Source organism: Rothia sp. HMSC036D11 (assembly GCF_001814205.1).
GTDB classification, from domain to species: domain Bacteria; phylum Actinomycetota; class Actinomycetes; order Actinomycetales; family Micrococcaceae; genus Rothia; species Rothia dentocariosa.
This window is the reverse complement of sequence record NZ_KV815285.1, coordinates 1-19525: the sequence shown is the minus strand read 5'-3', so window position 1 is coordinate 19525 and position 19525 is coordinate 1. Positions and strand designations below refer to the sequence as shown.

Below are 19525 nucleotides of genomic sequence, written 5' to 3'. Positions count from 1 at the left end.
ACACACAAACACGCATGCAGAGATCATCATCAGTCGGTCAGGGATATCGCCACTCCATTTTGAGTGACAGCCTAGACAACTATACTCGCTTCCAGAAAGAAACACAAGCTAAAACTTTGTGTTTTATATCACACAATTCTGAGATTCATTCAAAATCTTATGCTTTTGAAATCGTCTCACAAATGTGACACATAAACTTCAAGTCATACAGTGTATAGTTGGTTTTGCCGCGAAATTTCGGGGTTTTTACCCCCGCTCGCCGCGGCGACTCATATAACTATACAGAGGCTTTCCGTGCTTTGCAAACCAGAATAATATGCAGTACATCACATAATATTTTGGGTGTTTACTTCCATGAAAACCTCATTCACGAAAACTCCTTATACTCCGAAAATTCATAAAGACTCAAGGCGCTGCCCTCCCGGTAAAAATAACGGTCAAGCAACGCCTTTCTTACGCTCAAATGCGCTAGATTCCGCTAATACTGCTGCGGTGGAGTTTCAGAAGCCATGTTATTAAACCGCGAGTACTTACCGCTAAACGCCAAGGGAATAGTCTTCGTTGGGCCGCCACGATGCTTCGCAATAATCATGTCTGCTTCGCCCACACGATCGCTGTCGGGGTTGTACATGTCCTCGCGATGCAGCAGAATCACCATATCCGCATCCTGCTCAATCGAACCGGATTCACGCAGATCAGAGATCATTGGGCGCTTATCGGTGCGCTGCTCCGAACCACGGTTCAGCTGCGACAGCGCAATGACCGGAACCTCAAGTTCCTTCGCCAAAAGTTTGAGACTACGGGAAAACTCCGAAACCTCTTGCTGACGAGACTCAACTTTCTTTCCCGAGCTCATCAGCTGCAGATAGTCCAGCACCACAAGCTGCAATTGATTGCGCTGCTTAAGGCGACGGCATTTCGCACGAATCTCCATGAGCGTCATGTTCGGCGAATCATCAATAAAAAGCGGTGCACCAGTTATTTTCCCCTGCAGGGTCGCCAGGTTGGTCCATCCCTCCTGGTCAAGATCTCCCTTCTTGAGGCGACCCATCGAAATGCGTCCCTCCGCCGAAAGCACACGCATTGCAAGCTCGGTGCGACCCATTTCCAAAGAGAAAAAGACCGTCGTCATATCATGGTGAATCGCGGCAGAACGAGCGATATCCAGTGCCAACGTCGATTTACCCACGCCGGGACGCGCGGCAACCACAATCATCTGCCCCGGATGCAAACCACCGGTGAGCTCATCAAACTCAATAAAGCTCGTGGGCACGCCATAAACACCATCCGGGCGGTTCGAGTTCGCATCGATCTCGTTCATCGTGGCTTCTAAGGCATCTGAGAAGGTAACGTAATCCTCTTTCGCGTTACCATCTGAAATTGCGTAAATCTCAGATTGTGCCTGATCAACCAGCGAGTCTACCTCGCCCTCGCTCGTGTAACCGAGCTGGGCGATCTTAGTGCCAGCCTCTACCAAGCGGCGCATAACCGCGTGTTCCTTGACGATCTCAGCATAATACTGGGCATTCGCAGCGGTTGGAACCGAAGCGATGAGTGTATGCAGATATGTTGCCCCACCGACTCGTGTGAGTTCGCCGCGACCCTTGAGCTCATCCGCTACCGTAATCGCATCGGCGGGGTTGCCGTGACCATACAGAGAAATAATTGCCTCATAGATCAGTTCATGCTGCGGCTTATAGAAATCTCCCGCATGCAGAGTCTCCACAACATCGGCAATAGCGTCTTTAGAGAGCATCATGCCGCCCAGCACCGACTGCTCCGCGACATCATCGTGCGGCAGGGTGCGAGAACCATAATCAATGGTAGTTTCAGACATGCTTTTTCCTCAAAATCGCGTTTTTATCCGATGCTTATGGCGTTCCAGAAGCAATTTCTGCAGAACTTCTATGCTAGTTTCTCATGAACGCTTGTTGAAATGTACACCGCCCTATAAATTCTGCGCCAGTTCCCGGTAGAACTCTCGAAGACTATGCGTTCCCGTCGGCTCTCCCACACAATCATGCGTTAAGCCCCACAGCATAAACGATAAAGTATCAGCCACGCGCGGTTTGATAAGGCCGATCCCCTTCACCACACCGTCTGCTAACCAGGGCGGGATAACCGTGATCTTCGCGGGGCGTCCCACCGCCTCAAAAGCGTACTGTGCTACTTCGCGCCACGAGAGAACCTCGGGACCACCAATATCGTAGGATCCCTCCTGAGCAGATTCCACCTTATCAAGACAGTATGCGGCAACATCCGCCCCGTGAATGGGGTTAAGCCGCCCTTGCGGTCGCAGAAGATACACCCGACCGCGGCGTGCCATCTGCGCTATAGCGCTCATATCCGAGAAGTATCCACTCGGGCTCACCACCTGATGCGCCAGCGGCGACTGGATCAATGCCTGCGCGAAAGCCGTTTTCGCACGCGTGAGCTGCGAACGAATCGACTCGGCGTGTATGGCGTTCACATAGCAGAAACGGGTGACATCATGGGCGCGCGCAGACTCCAATATATTTAGGTTCGCACGGTAGTCAATATCCCAGGGGTCGGCCTTCTGCCGAGTTACCCCTAGTGCCGAAATAACCGCATCAACGCCATCGCACACCCCTGCTGTCAAGGAACGGTCGGTTACATCACCAACCACCCACTCATCTACCCTATCCGCCAGCGATGGTGCACCCCACACCCCGGCGCTCTCAGCCCGAGCCTTATCGCGCACCACAGCACGCACCCGATGCCCGCGACGATGCGCCTGCTCCACAATATGACGCCCCACATAGCCCGATGCTCCAACAACCAAAATATTCATCGTTTCACCTCGCTGTGGTTCTGTGAACAGAGTTTCGCACTCTTTAGATAGGATTACAGTCTTTGAGATAGCCCTCAATCACCTCTACGGCGCGGGTTGGTCCGTCCATTCCGCGCATTGCCTCACCGAGCTGCCGGGCCTTGGCACGCATGGTCTCATCTGAAATTAAATGATCCAGAATGCCGCACATCTGGCCTCGATGCACATCATGTTTCGTGAAGCGCAGGGCATTGCCGTACCGTGCACATTCCTCAATATTCCAACGTTGCTCGGCCTGCATGGCGATACCCGCGAACGGTACCCCCGCCAGGCACGCTGTCTGCACGGTTCCTTCACCACCGTGCGTGATTGAGGCATCAATGTGCCCAGCAAGCAGATGAGCCGGGACAGTTCCCGCGCGGTGAATATTGTCGCCCAGCGAGCGCGCATCAGCATCCGACAACAGCACCCCATCACCGACCAGCACATCTACCGGTGCCGTTGAAAGTTGCCGCAGCACCGCCGCCAAGATGCGTGCAGACCCGGATGAGCCCATCCCCACGTAGATAAGTGGTCGCTTTTTAGGTTCCCGAACAACCTGCGGAAGTTCACCGGGAGCACGGTAGTAGATAGGTCCCACACTGACATCCGGCGCCGTTAACGGATCGCCGCGCAGCTCGGTAAAAAGAGAACAGATAAGGTTTACGTCAGCGCTGAACATGTCGACGGTACGGCGCGGGAGTTTGATTCCATGTTCGCGGGCTACGCGAGTGAACGAAGCTGGTTTATAAGATATTGCCCGAACCAGTGTGCGTAACCATCCCGGTGCTGAGGGGGCTTCACCAGCAGATTTCGCAGAAAAATAGGTCGTTGAATATGCGTAAGGGCGCGCATAGAAAATAGGTACACCGGCGATGCGCGCGGAGATCAGCATAGTCGGGTTAGAGCCGATCACCACGGCATCTGCGTTAAAGTCACGAATAGCCGCAAGTTCTACGGTAACCCTCTGGCGTACTTTCTCGGTGGTGAAGGGATGCCGCACTCCCCTGCCTTGGTCAAGCGCCATGAGTTGTTTCGCTTCGGCATCAGTCATGATGGGTTCACGAAGATGCACGGGAAGCCGTGCGCTTTCCAGCAACCCACGGTATTTGGGTGAATATATATGGAAGAGGACTTTGTGCCCTCGGTCTTGGGCAACACGCGCTATTTCGATGCCGCGCGTGGTTTCACCCATATTAAAGCTTTCGGGAGAGAAAAGAATACGGCTCATTGTCTTCTCCAGCGGGGGGCGTACACATGCTTGAGTGGGATCTACGCCTCATATATATCTAGTGTAAAACGGAGCCTCAGTAATCCGCCCACTGTATCGGGAAAAACTCAGGCTCCGTTTTCTGACCGCGCAAATCGTAGTTATTTCTTCCGTAGAACCAGACCGATAGCGCCTATATGGTCGGCGTGACGGCGGAAAACACTGCGCATACCCAGCACGCGCTCACGAATCTGCGGTTTGCGTGCAAGGTTGAACATGATCTTGGCGAGTCCACCCACCCCTTCATCGGCAATCATGCGTTTGGGTTCCAGAAGAGCCATCTCGGTTTGATATACGTCTAACACCTCAAACCCGGCTTCTTCGGCAAGACGAGTCCATTCGGCAACCGTAAGCGGGCGTGCGTTCACGCGAATGCTTCGTGCCAGCTCCTTCTGAATTTCTTCTTGAACTTCGGGGCGCAGGTAGTCGGGGGTTAGCGACAGCTCGTGAATGGCGTAGTAGCCGCCCGGCCTTAGAATGCGCGCCGCCTCGCGCATAATTTCCAGCTTGTGCTTGTCGGTTTGCATGGTCAGCATAGCCTCGCCCACCACCACGTCGTAGCTGGAATCGGGCAGTCCGGTCTCCTGTGCCCCGGCGTTCACGACCGTGTAGTTGGGGTTGTCTCCGATGCGCCCGCGCACGATTTCAGCCGCCTTTGGATCAAGGTCTACACCGGTGTAGGTCTTGGGGCTGCGTTTGACGATTTCGAGCGCCGTAATGCCTAGTCCGGGTGCAAACTCAACCACGTCGATCTGCCCACCAAGCGCGCGGCTGAGCAGCCAGTTTGTAGTTTCGCGCCCACCGGGACGAAGGACTTTCTTGCCGAGTTGGGCGAGCAGCCAGTGTCCGGCGGCTTTTTCGGCGGGACGATCGGTACCGGGAACGTTCGGGGTTTTAGGCACGATAAATCTCCTGTGATAATTCGTATTTAATATGCAAAATTTTTATGCTCTAATTCTACACTCCGTCATGAGGTAGCCGCATTCTTCTTATGCTGTATCTTACAAGCCTCCTGTCACGCTGGTACTACGCCATTGTTTTCTGTGGCTTTATGTGCGGAACGCAGACTAAGAGTTAAACGAAACTGAGACCGAACCCGAAGATTCGATCTCAGCCTCAATCACACACACATACATACGAAAATCAGAGCCACTTCCGCTAAGGAAAGTCCAACTTTCAGATAGTCCTCTCGAACTACCTGATATAACTATGACCCGTCAACCTTTATTCCTCGTGAGTTAAACCTTGGGAATATCTGTGAATACGAGGGGTCATGTGTGCTGTAGACACAAGGCCAGGGGTCAGAGCTTCCTTACAGGGCATATATCGCAGAGAATTACACACTGTATCCGGTGCCGTGCATGAGGTTGTAATAGCCGCCCGGAAGAAGGCGAAATTTTTAAAACTGAAAAGCGAGGCTACGCGGTAGCCTCGCTTTTCAGTTCCACGAGAGCATATCCGCTCTCTGAAACACACACATTCACATCGCAGTCCTCTCGAACCAACACTTCTAGTTAACCGTAGTTACCTTGAGGAACCTTGGGGTTTGGCTGAAAAACACCTGAAAGTCCCCGCAAGAAATACTGGGAAGAGCGTCAGTCCGATACCTCAGCATGCAGAGCGCAATCCCCGCGCGACAGTAATTTAGCCGTTAGAGTTCAGAAGAGCATCAGCCAAAACTACGGTCACCGGGTTTATCAGCACCGATACCGCCGCCAATACAATATTTGCGATGCGATGGCGCACAAACCGAATAAGCCCCACTATGGCACAGATAAAGGCGATCACAGAGGTAAAACTACCCACGATTATCGTGATATAAAACAGGATGGCATTCACCGTGAGCGAGGGAAAAGGAATAAAGGCAAGTATCACAAGTACAACACTTACTGCCTCGAAGATGATGCCGACCCGCAAAAGCTGAGTGCTGGGGGGAAGGTGATTGAAAGATTTTTTCGCCATATATCTAGCCTAACCGAGAGTAGCCCACAACAATGATCCTTGATGTAACAGCAAGTGCCGCCTCCCAGCCAGTCTATGTTCAGGAGGCGGCACTTCCTCTTACCTGATGAGCCGTAAGTCTAAGACTTCATATCGTTGAATTTGAAGCGAATCCAGCCAAGTACCAAGGGTACAAAACCCCACAGGGTGAAGAGGATACAGCGGACTTCGTAGCTGGGATCTTTAAACTTATCAGTATCGTAGACCAACATATTTTCGCCCAGATGGACAGGTAGATACTTGGAAACATCGCTTGCCCACTCAGCAGACCTGAAGAAACTAAGAACTATCGTCACCACAAAAAGCAGAACGACTGTAAGAACAATAGCTCCGGCACTATTACGGAGGAGAGCACCAAACCCGAATCCCATCCAAGCAAGTACCACAAGATACAGTCCAAGAAGAAGAGTGATTCGAAGTACTTCACCATCGAAAGAGACTCGTAGCTTTTCCGTGAGTATCATCTGACCTAAGAAGAATGCCAAGATACCGCTCAAGGTTCCTACGACAAAAGCTACCACCGTCACCACAAGGGCTTTAGCAGAATATAAAAGAGAACGACGCGGTACTGCTAGCTGACTTGTTTGCATGGCACCTGTGGCATATTCAGATGCAATAAATACCGTCGCCATGGAAGAAAGAATAATGCCTCCCAATGAAGCGCCTACAACTCCGATAGAATACGACGCGCTCTTCATCTGGTCAATGATCTCGGAACCGTTGACTGATTGCCCATTCACAATCTGCGATGTACTCACATCTTTCTCATACTGTGCCAATTGTTCGTTAAAAACAGGAGCCAGCAGCATTGCGAGTCCTAAAATCAGCACTACCGTAATGATGAAGAGAACCTGCTGAGAACGTAGGGAGCGCATCTTTAACCATTCTGAGCGGAGCACACCCAGGAATGATAGATTATGAGCAACCGGTGCAGGCGCATTTTTAGTAGCGTAGGTTTGAGTACTCATTTATATGTTCCTCCCATTCCCCTGCTGGGTTTCATCGATAAAGCTGTGCTCTGGAGAACTAGTCACCGGTTGCAGTTGAGGATCGGCTGCCGGTGCATTCGGCACCGAAGAAACCGCGGCTACGGCACCAGCACCTGGAAGACTATCAGAGACATATTCAACCTCTGAACGTGTAATTTCAAGGTAAACATCCTCAAGAGTCGCTTCATGAGGCGCCAGCTCATAGAGCAAAATTTGCTCACGCAAAGCGAGTTCACCCAGGTCACGAGCATCAGCCGAAACCAACAAACCATCGGTATCGACCGCCTCGAAAGGAAGCGACCGTTCCGCAAGAAGTGAAGCGAAAAGGTCACGTTCATCGGTACGAACCAGAACTTTATGACCGCCGATGCGCGAGATAAGTTCATCAATAGACGTATGTTCCAGCAGGCGGCCGCGCCCAATAATAATGAGGTCGTCAGCGGTCTGGGCCATCTCACTCATGAGGTGCGAGGAAATCAGCACCGCCCGGCCCTCGGACGCCAAATACTTCGCCAGCTGACGAACCCACACCACGCCTTCGGGATCAAGACCATTAACCGGCTCGTCCAAAATAACGTTATGGGGATCGCCCAAGATAGCTGAGGCAATACCTAAACGCTGATTCATACCGAGAGAAAAACCGCCGACTTTTCGTTTAGCGACTTGGCTTAGACCGGTCATGCCGATAACTTCGTCCACACGTTTCGCCGAAATACCGTGGGTAAGCGCAATAGACATGAGGTGTGTGCGTGCACTGCGCCCCGGATGTACCGATTTCCCGTCAAGGAGGGCTCCCACCGTATGGAGCGGAGATTTAAGGGACTGATAATTTTTGCCGTCCACAAGGGCTTCGCCCGAGGTGGGCTTATGGAGTCCGACCAGCATGCGCATCGTGGTCGACTTACCTGCCCCATTGGGACCCAAAAAACCGGTGACTTTACCGTCGGGAACGATAAAAGACATATCGTTAACGGCGGTTTTATCACCATACCTCTTGGTAAGATTCTGAACCTGTAACATCTATACCTATCCTTCTGCAGAAATTTAAGGATATTCTGTCACGTCCAGTCTACGTTTCTCACTCCGGAGAATATAGGATTTTTGAGGTCCTCCCGATATTTTTATTATTTCTCAATCTTTTACGCACACCGTTTCACGTGAAACATTAATGCTGTATATAAGAATATTCGGTACTAAGACAACAAAAAATAGCGTTATCCAACGTATATAGATAGAAATATTACTATATCGAAGTATCTCTAAGAATAGCCCTAATACCCGTCCCCTAGGGTTGTGCGCCCACGTTTGTGAAATTAGTGTAGTTAAAAATAGACCGTATACGAAGGAATAGGGAACTATGCGTGGGACTAGCAGTACACGGGAACCACAGAAAAACCGTGCAGGATACGGCCGGTGGGGTTGGTTCCTCCTTGGTGGTACAGCGCTTGCTGCCACAACCTACATGGGTGTTCAGGGTATACGATGCCGCCGGGCACTCCACGATGCTGTGGACAAACTCGCGTCGTATCCGGCCAAAACGGTGCATCTCAGCTATGGAGAGATAGCATATCTCGACATTATGCCCACAGGGTCATCCTCAGCATATAGCGACCCTCCCGTTATCCTGTCTCTGCACGGTATCTATGGAGGCTACGACCAAGCCTTTGAGAACGTTAGGGATCTCTCGGAACACTACAGGATTATTGCTCCATCGCGTTTTGGGTACCCCGGAAGCTCGGTTGCAGGTGAAGGAACTCCCAAAGAACAGGCAGCGGCTCTGATGGCACTCCTTGATATCCTCAATATCGAGACGGTCTATGTGCTAGGCGCCTCTGCCGGAGGAACCCTCGCTCTTCGTTTCGCTCTGGATTATCCGGAACGGACAACAGGTCTTATTCTCCTCAGCTCTGCCCCGCCCCAGGAGGAAAAACCACGAAAGCTGCCCACGCGTATGGGGCCTCCTGCCGCTCTGAACCATGACTACATCATGTGGCTGCTGTCTCCGTTTTTCAAACCTCTATTTGGGCTTCCCTCACACACCATATATGGGATGCTCCCCCTACAGGAGCGACGTATGGGAGCCAAGATCGACGCAACTATCACGAACCCGGATATGGCGGTCCATCTTGAGGAATACCCCATTGAGAGCTTGGAACCGCCCGTTTTTCTTATCCACGCACAAGATGACCGAGTGGTGCCTTTTGCCCAGCCGCGAGGGCATGTGCAGAGTTCTATGTACCGATACCCGAATCTCACCACATGTATCTTCGAAACGGGTGGTCATATGATCGGGGGGCATTCGGAAGAGGTAACCCAAGCGATCATAGATTTTATTGACGGCACTCTATAACACACAATGTTTCACGTGAAACATATCCCTCCCCTACCCCGCACTTCTCGGGTAAAACGGATAATTGGCTTCACATATGAAAAAGGGCGTCGCATCCCAGTCGGAATGCGACGCCCTCACAGCGTCTAAATACGCCCTGCTTATGCGGCTGCTACAACGTCCAGAGTAACGTTGGCAACAACATCCTCGTGCAGACGAGCGGTCACCTGGTATTCACCAGTGCGCTTGATAGCGGAACCGAGGTGAATGGTGCGCTTGTCGATAGTGCCGAGACCTGCCTCTTCAATAGCGTCAGCAATAGCATCTGCCTTAACGGAGCCGAAGAGACGACCATCAGCACCAGCCTTGTGTGCCACTACAATCGGACGAGCAGAGAGCTTAGCTGCAGTCTCCTGGGCTTCTTCCAGGGAGGCCTTCGCACGCGCCGCACGGGCCGCACGGATAGATTCAACCTGCTTCTCGCCGCCAACGGTCCACGAAACGGCAAAGCCGCGAGGAAGAAGGTAGTTACGTGCATAGCCGTTCTTAACGGTGACGATGTCACCAGCGGCACCCAGACCGGTTACTTCCTGAGTCAGAATAATCTTAGCCATAGTACTTGTTACTCTCCTTCTCGTTAGCGGCCAGCGCCGGAGTAGGGAAGCAGTGCAACCTCACGGGCATTCTTAATTGCCTGAGCGATCTTGCGCTGTTCCTGAACGGTCACGCCAGTTACGCGGCGAGCGCGGATCTTGCCGCGATCGGAGATGAACTTGCGTAGCAAGGCGACGTCTTTGTAATCGATAACGGTGACGTCAGCAGCTTTCAGGGGGTTCTGCTTAGGTTTGGGCTTACGGATTTCAGCCTTAGCCATCGTGGTGCTCCTTTAGGTTGGGAGCCCGCGGCGTTAACCGCGGGATGGATTGATATATGGTTTGGTTTGAGGAAGACGGAACGTTTCTTTAGAACGGAGGTTCATCATCGGCACCGGTACCCCAATCGTAGTTTCCGCCGGACTGCGAGGTCCACGGATCAGCTGCAGGTGCCTGCTGCTGTGCCGGTTGTGCGGGCGCCTGTTGGGCTCCCCCACCGAATCCGGCATTACTGGAGTAACCGTTTCCGCCCTGCTGCTGAGCGAAGCCCTGCTGCGGCGCGGAATTGTTAAAACCACCCTGCTGGGGGTTATTACCGAAGTTATTACCGCCAAAGTTGCCGCCCTGCTGACCACCGAAGTTACCTCCAGAGGTGCGCTGTGAACGGGTTACCTGGGCGGTAGCGTACCGTAGAGCGGGACCGATCTCATCGAGCTCGATCTCCATTGAGGTACGGCGTTCGCCTTCCTTCGTTTCATACGAGCGAGACTTCAAACGACCCTGGGCGATCACACGGGTTCCCTTTTTCAGGGTCTCTGCGACGTTCTCTGCGTAGTCGCGCCAAATAGACGCACGCAGGAACAGTGCCTCACCGTCTTCCCACTGACCGGTTTGACGGTTGTAGGTACGCGGGGTAGATGCAATCGTAAAGTTTGCAACCGCTGCACCTGCGGGAGTGTAGCGCAACTCAGGGTCGCTGGTGAGATTCCCGACCACAGTGATAATGGTTTCGCCTGCCATTGATGCCTCCTCGAATGGATTCAAGTATATAACTCTAGGTAACCATAGGAACCTGACATTTTAATCAGGTCGCGGTTTTAGAGTCTTACTTGTTGACCTTCTGATCCTCCGGACGGATGATCTTGGTACGCATAACGGACTCGTTCAGGTTTAGAACACGGTCGAGCTCAGCGGCGGTCTCAGGGCTCGCGGTGAAGTTAACAACCGCATAGATACCTTCGGACTTCTTCTGGATCTCGTATGCCAGACGGCGGCGACCCCAGATGTCAAGGTTGTCGATGGTACCGCCAGCGTTGGTGACGATTTCCAGGAACTTCGACAGAGACGGCTCTACCGCTCGGTCCTCAACCTCGGGGTTGAGGATAACCATCAGTTCGTATGCACGCATGATTAAACCCCTCCTTTGGGCTAAACGGCTATGGGATTTCCATAGCAGGAGATTCATGTGGCACCCGGTGCAGCATCCTCTTGTTCAGGATGCACACACAGATTCTTCTATACTACACGAGAATACAGGGTAGAATCCAGCAAAGAGAAGGATGCGCCCGCCACACCGCGTGGGTGTAACGGGAGCATCCTGAAGCTAGAGTCTTGAACGCTAAAAATTCTGGTTTTAGTAGTAACGAACCGAAGAGTCCCGAAGGTTGAGGATGGCGACTCGAAGGATATTCGTGAAGAGGTCTTTGAAGAGCAGAAGGCCTAACGGAATACCGGTTATCCAACCTAAACCTATGGGCGTCAGCAGGCTAGTTATACCGGTGAGCGCCAGATAAAGCAGCCCCTGAATTGGCTGACGCAGATAAAACTTGTGGATGCCTAACCATCCGAGGAAAAGCCACAGCACATAGGTGAGAATCACGGATTTGGGGCGAACCACAACGACGGTCGACTGTTCATGTTCGGAGTTCACATAAGTACGGCTGCCCGGAACGGTTCCATGGGCGAAAAGTTTAGGTTCATAAACCTGTTGCGACATATTTCCTTCCTTCGTGAGTGTTTCAGCGCGCTGTATATAACGCGCTCACTGCAAGTTTAGACAGTTCACATGCGCAAACCCTGGGAACGGGGTGTGTATTCGGTGGGAGTCTGCCCTCCCCTCCTCCACCGCACCAACCTTCGTTCAGACAAAAAATCCCGCATCCTCGACTGTGAGGATGCGGGATTCGCCAATGCGCGGTGGGGTCGTGATAATGGGCTGTTACTGCTTCACGACAACGGGGGTTACACCGTTGAGTTGGTTCACTCGGCCAGGTATCAGGAAAATATCAATGATGAGCAAGATACCCAAAATTACAAGAGGAATTATCCCGATAAGAAACCAAACAGTTGCCCAGCCAGTAAGGAATAAACACAGGTATAGAATCCCTTGACCCGTTTGGTTCAGATAAAACTTGTGAATACCAGGGGAACCTAGGAAAAACCACAGCAGATATGCCACCGCCATGGATTTGGGTTGCTGCACCATCATGACCGGTGCTACGGCGATAGGTTGTACGGACTGTCCGTGAGGTTGAGAACCGTTGAATGCGGGGTTAGAAGCCGGATTAAAGGCAGAGTTATCAGACATAGTAATGCCCTTTCGGTGAATGTGTATTCGTGCGCGGCGAACGCTGCCGCTGAGTACCATCCTACACGTCAATTTAGCTTCACAGAGGCATTTAGTGAACCTTATGCACCGTAGTCTCCGTCATACTCTTTTCCGCAGTATTCCGCCGTATTATGGGGATTTAGGACTCTCCGTGCTCCTGCCACCACACGAGCAGACGGCGGGTCGTTTCTTCTTCACCAAGTTCACCCTCATCCAAACGCAGGTTCAGCAGGAATTTATACGCCTGCCCCACAAGAGGCCCAGGATCGATGCCCAGCACCGCCATAATCTGTTCGCCATCCAGTTCAGGGCGCATCGCATCCAGCTCTTCTTGGGCTGCAAGCTCATCAATACGCCGCTCCAAATCATCATATGCCTGCGCCAGCGAGCGCGCCATGCGCTTATTGCGCGTGGTGACATCCGACCGAGAAAGCCTGTGGAGACGCTGCAGCTGCTCCCCTGCGTCCCGCACGTATCGACGTACCGCCGAGTCGGTCCACCCGGCCTCACGGTAGCCGTAGAAACGCATATGAAGCTCCACGAGGCGCGCCACCGCCTTGATGGTGTCGTTATCGAAGCGTAGGGCGCGCATCCGTTTTTTGACCATGCGCGCGCCAACCACATCGTGCTGCAAAAAAGATACCGATCCGTCTTTCTCGAATCTGCGAGTTTTGGGTTTGCCGATGTCGTGCAGAAGCGATGCGAAACGCAGCACAAAATCGGGCGCGGGGCAGGGACCGTCAGCGTCGGTTTCCTTCTCGATCGCCTGTTCCATGACTTTGAGCGAGTGCTCATAAACGTCTTTATGGTGGTGTGAAGGGTCCATTTCCATGCGCAGGGCGGGCAGTTCCGGGAGCACATAGTCCGCGAGTCCGGTTTCTACGAGCAGGTTCAGGCCCACGCGCGGGTAATCTGCACAGATGAGTTTGATGAGTTCGTCGCGCACCCGTTCCGCCGAAATAATCTCGATACGCGGTGCCATCTGCCGCATCGCTTCGAATACTTCCGGCGCTACAGTGAGGTTGAACCGAGCAGCGAACCGCGCCGCGCGCATCATACGAAGCGGGTCTTCGGAAAAGGATTCTTGAGGCGAGCGCGGGGTTCGCAAAACGCCCTCTGCTAAATCTTTAGTGCCGTGGAAAAGATCCACGATTTCCCCCGAAGGCAGCGCAGCAGCCATGGCGTTGATGGTGAAGTCGCGCCGTATCAGGTCAGCCTTCAGGTCGGTGCCGAATTCCACCGTGGGTTTGCGGGAATCGGCGACGTACACTTCGGCGCGGTAGGTCGTTACCTCGTAAACAGCGCCGTTTTTGCGGGCGCTGATGGTGCCGTATTCTTTGCCGATATCCCAGATGTGCTCGCCCCAGGCGCTCAAAATCCGCTCGCTCTGGGCGGGGGTGGCGTTCGTGGTCATATCGAAATCGGTAAACTCGCCGGGGGTGTTGCGTAGTTCATCACGCACCAGACCACCGACTAGGTAGAGATCAAAACCCGCTTGGCGGTAGAGTTCGCCGAGTTCAACAGCATCCGGATATTTTGAGAGCACATCAAGTTTTTGCGACATAGTCTCTTAATCCTGCCAGATATTAGCGGCAAGAGCATATTAGCGGGCTCCTATCAGCCGCACCATAGCCCAAAATAGCGCCGCATCGGATAAGGTAGAACTATGAGTTTTCCCGTACCGCGCGCACCCAAAATACGCCCCTTCGCGCCCCAGCTTCCGGTGCCTGCGCTTGAAGAGGTCTCTTCGGGAGGGCTCATGATTAATTTTGATAGTCCCGACCTGCCGGTGGCAATCATTGCGCGCTATAACCGCAACAGACAGCTCGAATGGTGTCTACCTAAGGGACATGTTGAAGGTCATGAAAGTCTGATAGAAACAGCTCAGCGAGAAATAGCCGAAGAAACCGGAATTACCGGTTACATTGTTGCTACCCTCGGGTATATCGACTACTGGTTTACGTCTAGTGGGCAGCGCATCCATAAAACGGTACATCACTACCTTTTTTGTGCTACCGGCGGCCGCCTAACCATTGAGCATGACCCCGATCATGAAGCAGTCGATGTTGCGTGGGTACCCCTGGCAGAGCTTAGCCAGAAACTCTCTTTCGCTAATGAACGGCGCATCGCAGATATTGCACGAGAGTATATTAATACCCAGCTCTAACGTCACAACCAGGAGAAGAAGTTGGCACGTACCGATGCACGCTCAAGCGCCATTATGGCGGCGGGAACGCTCGTATCCCGTGTTCTAGGGTTCCTTAAGGCAATCCTTCTCACGGTGGCACTGGGTGCCCTCTCGACCGTAGGTGACGTCTTCGAGACCGCAAATACGCTCCCCAACCTCATCTACGTGTTGGTCGCCGGTGGTGTGTTCAACGCCGTGCTCGTGCCGCAGATTATCAAAGTCGCTAAAGCCCAAGACGGCGGCGAACGGTATATTTCCAAGCTCGTAACAATTACGGTGACGGCCATCGGTCTGATTACAGCGATTACGCTGGCGTGCGCCATCCCTATTATCAACGTTATGGGCTCTACATGGACGCCAGAGCAAAAGGAACTCGGGTATATATTCTCGTTCTGGTGTTTGCCGCAAATCTTCTTCTACGGGCTTTATACGGTCATTGGGCAGGTACTCAACGCGAAAGAGGCCTTCGGGGCTTTCATGTGGGCGCCTGTGCTCAATAACGTCGTTGCTATCGCTGCGCTCTTTATCTTTATTTTCACCTTCGGAGCGCAGGATACAACCATCAATCCGCCACGCCACTCAGTCGAAAGCTGGACGTCGATGCAGACGATCTTCCTCGCCGGATCGGCAACTCTGGGTGTGGCGCTGCAGGCTATCGTTCTCTTTATCCCGCTCAGGAAGCTGGGGCTGCGGCTCAAGCCGGACTTCGGCTGGCGCGGTATCGGACTGCGGGAAGCATCTCGTCTGGCGATTTGGACCCTTGCCGCCGGTGCCGTCTCTAACCTGTCGTATATGTATATGACGCGGGTTGCCGCATCCGTGGTGAGCGCCCGCGCCCAGTATGCCGATATGGGTATTCAGATTCCCGGTCTGCAGGCAATGAACTACGCCTCGATGCTCTACTCGCTCCCCCACGGCGTGATCGGCATTTCCATCGCTACCGTCCTCTTTAACCGCATGAGTTCCTCCGCCATCGCGGACGATAGCGACAGCGTCATCCACGCCCTTTCACACGGTATGCGTACCGCCGGTATTGCCACCGTTTTCTGTGCGCTCGCACTTATCGTCCTCGCCGGTCCCGTGGCGGTGCTCTTTAGCGGCGGAGACCCGGTTGCGGCAACCGTCATTGGGCGCCTCATTGCTATTACTGCATTGGGAACCCCTGCACTGACCATATCCTTCCTCTACGGGCGCGTTCTCTATGCCCGAGAGAATGCGCGCACCCCCTTCCTCATTCAGTTCTACGCCGCGATTGTTATGGTCATTATGAGTGGGGTTGCCTCCCTGCTTGACCCGCGCTACACCGTGTATGCGCTCTCCCTGATTTTCCCGGTACAGAACCTCTTCGTGGTCGCCATCAGCCATTACGAAATTCGCCGCAGACTTGGGTATTATGGGCAGAAGCGTATTATCAACATGTACGCTCGTACTACCCTCGCGGCATGTTTTGCGGGAGTTATTGCCGCCGCCGTATTGTGGGTATTGGGCGGATACAATCTTGATGGCTTCGCCTGGGCATCAAAAATTTCAGCGGTTATAACCCTTATAATCTGTGGTCTCACCATGCTCTTCAGCTATGTGGTGATGCTCAAGATTTTCCGCGTGCGTGAGGCAGATGCTCTCTTCGCACCCATTGCAGGCAAGGTGAAAGCACTCGCACGGCGAGGGGCCTCAAACGAATCTTAAACCAGCCCGCAAACCGCTAAAAACACCGTATCCGGCGTAATCCGGGTAAAATCTTTGGAAGGGCCTACTAAACTATAGGCGAGAAAATACATGACGGGAGAGAACTTGTCGCAGCAGATTCCGGTCGGAACCGTTTTGGGTGGCCGTTACGAAATCACCGCACAGATTATCATCACCGCCGAATCAGATATGATCCTCGAAGGTAAGGATCAGATTCTGAACCGTAAGGTTTCGGTGGTGGTGGCTTCTCCCGTGCGCAGCCACCTCTTGGAGAAGAATTCGCGGGCGCTGGCGGTCAATAGCCGCTACAACATTCAGATTCTCGATATGGGAATCGCCCCCGAAGGCAATAAATACCTGGTGACCTCATACAGCCGCCCGGATGTTTTGCTTGACACCCTACTGACCGATAACCCCTCGGTCTCTCCCGACGGCAACCCTGATGAGGCACTCGGGGCCGAAATCTTCGGTGACAGCCTTACCGGTGCCGCGCCGCAAACCTACGAGAACATTCCAATGGTGGGTTCCGAAACCTCCGCTATCAGCGCCGTAAAGGCGTGGGAGGTCTCACAGATCCCCTCGATGAACGTTGCACCTATGGTCTCCGGACCGAACGATGACGGCGTCTATGAAGACGACGAAGACGAAGGCACAAACCGCGGAACCTGGGCTATTGCTTTCGCTGCCGTGCTTCTATTGGTCATTGTTGCCGGTGGCGTGCTCACCACGCTGACCGGTTTGGGGTCGAATCACGCATCGAATCCGGTTAAAGGTAAGAACGCCTCGGCGAGCACAAGCGCTACGGCAGGGTCTACAGAATCTGAGGAAGCCTCCCCGTCGGCATCTCCCAGCGCCTCCAATGCGCCAGTAAAGGTTACCTCCGTATCGCGTCTGGTGCCGAGCAACCCTAACTTTATGGCGGATATGGATTCCGGTCTTCCCGCACTGACCGATGGTAACCCCTCAAGCACCTGGTCCAGCTATGGTTTTGGTAGCCCCGCCTTCGGTGGTGTCGTCAAGGAATTCGGACTTGCCGCTAAATTAGAGTCTCCCACGGTTGTCTCTAAACTAACTATTCAGCAGACGGGCGGTTCCGGCGGTTCCTTCACCGTGTACACCAACAACCAAGCCTCGATGAGCGGTGCCACCGAAGTCGGCAAGGGAAGCTTCTCTGGGCAGGACGTCACGGTTGAGCTGGATAAGGACAAGCAGTCTGCCGATAAGGGCGGCTACATCATCATCGTCTTCGATGAAGCACCCAAGCTCTCGCAACCTATCGCAGGGTACAGCTACGGTCTGCGCATTGGCGAGATTAAGGCCGAATAGCGTACAGCCTCAACGAGTGGCGCATCCTCATACGTGGGGATGCGCCATTTATTTTGCCTTGATCTCGCTCTCTCAAGGCTTCCGCCCAGTATTCTCCGTCGGGTGCAGCCACGAACATAAAACGTCACATTTTTCTTTGATATCCGGCATTTTCGATTCGATCCCAGTCAATATGGATTAGCCGCCCCCAGAATGGAATAATTGGGGATACTGTTGCGTTGAGCGACTATCAGCAGAATTCGAGGAAGAGAAGAATGAGTACTGAAAATACATTGGGCAATCTGTTCGGAGGCGCCGCTCTCGGCGGTCTGAACCTTGCCGCATCCTCTACCCCCCAAGAAAAATCCCAAGAAACGGCCTCTGAGGGCGATCAGAAGGTTCACAACGTTATTATCGTGGGTTCCGGCCCTGCCGGGTACACTGCCGCCGTCTACGCGGCGCGTGCCAACCTTGAGCCGGTACTCTTCGCAAGCTCCCTCTCCCCCGGCGGCGCTCTCATGACCACAACCGAAGTCGAGAATTTCCCCGGTTTTGTGCAGGGCATTCAGGGACCCGAGCTCATGACCAATTTCGGTGCCCAGGCGGAGCGCTTCGGCACGGATATTCGCTACCAGGATGTCGAAAAGTTGGAGCTCGACGGCGATATTAAGAAGGTTATTCTCTCCGACGGTTCCGTACACCTCGCAAAAACCGTTATTCTCTCGACTGGTTCGCAGTACCGCAAGCTGGGTGTTGAAGGTGAGGATACACTTTCTGGTTACGGTGTCTCATGGTGCGCAACCTGCGATGGATTCTTCTTCAAAGATAAAGAAATCGCGGTGGTAGGCGGCGGCGATTCTGCTCTGGAAGAAGCACTCTTCCTCACCACCTACGCATCCAAGGTCTATCTGATCCACCGCCGTGATTCTTTGCGCGCATCCGATATTATGCAGCAGCGCGTTTTCGACAACCCCAAGATTGAAGTTCTCTGGAATTCCGTGGTGAGCGAAATTCACGGCGATTCCAAGCTGGAAGAGGTCGTTCTGACCGATACCGTTACTGGCGCTACCCGCGATATGAAGCTCGACGGACTATTCATTGCCATCGGGTCTGATCCGCGTATCGAGATGGTTAAGGATCAGCTGGAGATTACCGATCAGAACACGATTGCGGTTCAGGGACGCTCATCAAAAACCTCTCTGCCCGGCGTTTTCGCCGCGGGCGACGTCATTGATCCAACCTACCGTCAGGCGATTATCGCTGCTGGTTCGGGTGCGGTAGCAGCACTCGACGCACAGCACTACCTCGAAAACCTTTAGTTAGGAGAATCAGATATGAGTAATGCAAAAGCAGTAACCGATGCCACCTTTAAGGCTGAGGTTCTGGAGAATTCCAAGCCAGTGATCGTTGATTTTTGGGCCGAGTGGTGTGGTCCCTGCCGCATGGTCGCCCCGGTTCTCGATGAAATCGCCGCCGAATATGGCGATAAGGTCGATGTCGTGAAGGTCAATGTCGAAGAGAGTGGCGACACCGCTATGGAATACGACATTACTTCTATCCCCGCGATCTACCTTTTCAAAGATGGGCAGGTTGTAAAGAGGAGCGTAGGCGCTCGTCCCAAACAGGCGCTCATTGCTGATTTTGAGGAATACATCAAGTAGGTTTTCTTCAAGCCTTCATCCTCAAAAACCCATAGAAGGTGTGGATGTTTCACGTGAAACATCCA

21 protein-coding genes are annotated in these 19525 nt (G+C 53.1%); 7 read left to right on the top strand and 14 right to left on the bottom strand.

Going from position 1 to position 19525, the window contains the following annotated elements; genetic code table 11:
• Positions 1–188, top strand: a 188-nt coding sequence (locus HMPREF2958_RS11060) for a hypothetical protein (protein ID WP_210400879.1), incomplete at its 5' end; no start/stop codon positions are given.
• 290 nt (positions 189–478) lie between these two features.
• Here the strand turns inward: HMPREF2958_RS11060 and dnaB are convergent.
• The 7 genes from dnaB to HMPREF2958_RS04335 all read right to left on the bottom strand — a co-directional run bounded on the left by dnaB (position 479) and on the right by HMPREF2958_RS04335 (position 8110).
• The gene (gene dnaB, locus HMPREF2958_RS04365; protein ID WP_070696932.1) at positions 479–1837 is read right to left on the bottom strand and encodes a replicative DNA helicase; all 1359 of its coding nucleotides are present in this window, start codon (positions 1835–1837) and stop codon (positions 479–481) included.
• A 111-nt stretch (positions 1838–1948) separates the two neighbouring features.
• Positions 1949–2812, bottom strand: coding sequence for an SDR family oxidoreductase (locus tag HMPREF2958_RS04360; RefSeq protein WP_070696930.1), 864 nt, complete (start codon positions 2810–2812; stop codon positions 1949–1951).
• Positions 2813–2855: 43 nt separating this feature from the next.
• Positions 2856–4025 (bottom strand): nucleotide disphospho-sugar-binding domain-containing protein, encoded by a 1170-nt coding sequence (locus tag HMPREF2958_RS04355; RefSeq protein WP_246828025.1) that lies wholly within the window; start codon positions 4023–4025, stop codon positions 2856–2858.
• A 176-nt stretch (positions 4026–4201) separates the two neighbouring features.
• Positions 4202–5002: a class I SAM-dependent methyltransferase gene (locus tag HMPREF2958_RS04350; protein ID WP_070696926.1), complete on the bottom strand. Its 801-nt coding sequence runs from the start codon at positions 5000–5002 to the stop codon at positions 4202–4204.
• A gap of 742 nt (positions 5003–5744) precedes the next feature.
• Entirely contained in the window at positions 5745–6062 is a 318-nt protein-coding gene (locus HMPREF2958_RS04345) for a hypothetical protein (protein WP_004005956.1), read from the bottom strand.
• Positions 6063–6181: 119 nt separating this feature from the next.
• Complete coding sequence (locus HMPREF2958_RS04340) at positions 6182–7069, bottom strand: ABC transporter permease subunit (RefSeq protein WP_070617958.1); 888 nt, start codon at positions 7067–7069, stop codon at positions 6182–6184.
• On the bottom strand, positions 7070–8110 hold the full coding sequence (locus HMPREF2958_RS04335; protein ID WP_070696924.1) for an ABC transporter ATP-binding protein: 1041 nt from the start codon (positions 8108–8110) through the stop codon (positions 7070–7072). It abuts the gene before it with no gap.
• Positions 8111–8447: 337 nt separating this feature from the next.
• Here HMPREF2958_RS04335 and HMPREF2958_RS04330 point away from each other — a divergent pair, with 337 nt between their 5' ends.
• Positions 8448–9440, top strand: coding sequence for an alpha/beta fold hydrolase (locus tag HMPREF2958_RS04330; protein ID WP_070696922.1), 993 nt, complete (start codon positions 8448–8450; stop codon positions 9438–9440).
• A gap of 140 nt (positions 9441–9580) precedes the next feature.
• On the opposite strand, the gene rplI is transcribed toward HMPREF2958_RS04330, so the two are convergent.
• From rplI to HMPREF2958_RS04295, 7 genes are all read right to left on the bottom strand, one after another.
• Positions 9581–10033, bottom strand: coding sequence for a 50S ribosomal protein L9 (gene rplI, locus HMPREF2958_RS04325; RefSeq protein WP_004005949.1), 453 nt, complete (start codon positions 10031–10033; stop codon positions 9581–9583).
• Between the two features lie 23 nt (positions 10034–10056).
• A complete protein-coding gene (rpsR, locus tag HMPREF2958_RS04320) occupies positions 10057–10293 on the bottom strand; it encodes a 30S ribosomal protein S18 (RefSeq protein ID WP_004005948.1) in 237 nt (78 codons plus the stop codon).
• An 88-nt stretch (positions 10294–10381) separates the two neighbouring features.
• Complete coding sequence (locus HMPREF2958_RS04315; RefSeq protein WP_004005947.1) at positions 10382–11032, bottom strand: single-stranded DNA-binding protein; 651 nt, start codon at positions 11030–11032, stop codon at positions 10382–10384.
• 85 nt (positions 11033–11117) lie between these two features.
• Positions 11118–11420, bottom strand: a complete 303-nt coding sequence (rpsF, locus tag HMPREF2958_RS04310; RefSeq protein ID WP_004005946.1) for a 30S ribosomal protein S6 — start codon at positions 11418–11420, stop codon at positions 11118–11120.
• 225 nt (positions 11421–11645) lie between these two features.
• Positions 11646–12008 carry a TM2 domain-containing protein gene (locus tag HMPREF2958_RS04305; RefSeq protein ID WP_013398165.1) on the bottom strand — a complete coding sequence of 121 codons (363 nt, stop codon included), beginning with the start codon at positions 12006–12008 and terminating at the stop codon, positions 11646–11648.
• Positions 12009–12230: 222 nt separating this feature from the next.
• Positions 12231–12599 (bottom strand): TM2 domain-containing protein, encoded by a 369-nt coding sequence (locus tag HMPREF2958_RS04300; protein WP_102034942.1) that lies wholly within the window; start codon positions 12597–12599, stop codon positions 12231–12233.
• 160 nt (positions 12600–12759) lie between these two features.
• Positions 12760–14184: a CCA tRNA nucleotidyltransferase gene (locus HMPREF2958_RS04295; RefSeq protein WP_070696920.1), complete on the bottom strand. Its 1425-nt coding sequence runs from the start codon at positions 14182–14184 to the stop codon at positions 12760–12762.
• Positions 14185–14286: 102 nt separating this feature from the next.
• On the opposite strand from HMPREF2958_RS04295, the gene HMPREF2958_RS04290 reads away from it, so the two are divergent.
• From HMPREF2958_RS04290 to trxA, 5 genes are all read left to right on the top strand, one after another.
• A complete protein-coding gene (locus HMPREF2958_RS04290) occupies positions 14287–14787 on the top strand; it encodes an NUDIX hydrolase (protein ID WP_004005942.1) in 501 nt (166 codons plus the stop codon).
• Between the two features lie 21 nt (positions 14788–14808).
• Positions 14809–16494 (top strand): murein biosynthesis integral membrane protein MurJ, encoded by a 1686-nt coding sequence (gene murJ / locus HMPREF2958_RS04285; RefSeq protein ID WP_070696918.1) that lies wholly within the window; start codon positions 14809–14811, stop codon positions 16492–16494.
• A 90-nt stretch (positions 16495–16584) separates the two neighbouring features.
• On the top strand, positions 16585–17820 hold the full coding sequence (locus tag HMPREF2958_RS04280) for a hypothetical protein (protein WP_048778931.1): 1236 nt from the start codon (positions 16585–16587) through the stop codon (positions 17818–17820).
• Between the two features lie 254 nt (positions 17821–18074).
• A complete protein-coding gene (gene trxB, locus HMPREF2958_RS04275) occupies positions 18075–19118 on the top strand; it encodes a thioredoxin-disulfide reductase (protein ID WP_070696916.1) in 1044 nt (347 codons plus the stop codon).
• Positions 19119–19133: 15 nt separating this feature from the next.
• Positions 19134–19460 (top strand): thioredoxin, encoded by a 327-nt coding sequence (trxA, locus tag HMPREF2958_RS04270; protein ID WP_070696914.1) that lies wholly within the window; start codon positions 19134–19136, stop codon positions 19458–19460.
• Positions 19461–19525: the final 65 nt, after the last annotated feature.

Bases quoted from the DNA above. Each gene is read 5' to 3' on its own strand.
- HMPREF2958_RS04290 (WP_004005942.1), top strand. From the start codon at position 14,287: ATGAGTTTTCCCGTACCGCGCGCACCCAAAATACGCCCCTTCGCGCCC.
- HMPREF2958_RS04360 (WP_070696930.1), bottom strand. From the start codon at position 2,812: ATGAATATTTTGGTTGTTGGAGCATCGGGCTATGTGGGGCGTCATATT.
- HMPREF2958_RS04280 (WP_048778931.1), top strand. From the start codon at position 16,585: ATGACGGGAGAGAACTTGTCGCAGCAGATTCCGGTCGGAACCGTTTTG.
- HMPREF2958_RS04355 (WP_246828025.1), bottom strand. From the start codon at position 4,025: ATGGGTGAAACCACGCGCGGCATCGAAATAGCGCGTGTTGCCCAAGAC.
- trxA (WP_070696914.1), top strand. From the start codon at position 19,134: ATGAGTAATGCAAAAGCAGTAACCGATGCCACCTTTAAGGCTGAGGTT.
- HMPREF2958_RS04340 (WP_070617958.1), bottom strand. From the start codon at position 7,069: ATGAGTACTCAAACCTACGCTACTAAAAATGCGCCTGCACCGGTTGCT.
- rpsR (WP_004005948.1), bottom strand. From the start codon at position 10,293: ATGGCTAAGGCTGAAATCCGTAAGCCCAAACCTAAGCAGAACCCCCTG.
- rpsF (WP_004005946.1), bottom strand. From the start codon at position 11,420: ATGCGTGCATACGAACTGATGGTTATCCTCAACCCCGAGGTTGAGGAC.
- HMPREF2958_RS04295 (WP_070696920.1), bottom strand. From the start codon at position 14,184: ATGTCGCAAAAACTTGATGTGCTCTCAAAATATCCGGATGCTGTTGAA.
- HMPREF2958_RS04315 (WP_004005947.1), bottom strand. From the start codon at position 11,032: ATGGCAGGCGAAACCATTATCACTGTGGTCGGGAATCTCACCAGCGAC.
- HMPREF2958_RS04305 (WP_013398165.1), bottom strand. From the start codon at position 12,008: ATGTCGCAACAGGTTTATGAACCTAAACTTTTCGCCCATGGAACCGTT.
- trxB (WP_070696916.1), top strand. From the start codon at position 18,075: ATGAGTACTGAAAATACATTGGGCAATCTGTTCGGAGGCGCCGCTCTC.
- HMPREF2958_RS04335 (WP_070696924.1), bottom strand. From the start codon at position 8,110: ATGTTACAGGTTCAGAATCTTACCAAGAGGTATGGTGATAAAACCGCC.
- dnaB (WP_070696932.1), bottom strand. From the start codon at position 1,837: ATGTCTGAAACTACCATTGATTATGGTTCTCGCACCCTGCCGCACGAT.
- HMPREF2958_RS04330 (WP_070696922.1), top strand. From the start codon at position 8,448: ATGCGTGGGACTAGCAGTACACGGGAACCACAGAAAAACCGTGCAGGA.
- rplI (WP_004005949.1), bottom strand. From the start codon at position 10,033: ATGGCTAAGATTATTCTGACTCAGGAAGTAACCGGTCTGGGTGCCGCT.
- HMPREF2958_RS04300 (WP_102034942.1), bottom strand. From the start codon at position 12,599: ATGTCTGATAACTCTGCCTTTAATCCGGCTTCTAACCCCGCATTCAAC.
- HMPREF2958_RS04345 (WP_004005956.1), bottom strand. From the start codon at position 6,062: ATGGCGAAAAAATCTTTCAATCACCTTCCCCCCAGCACTCAGCTTTTG.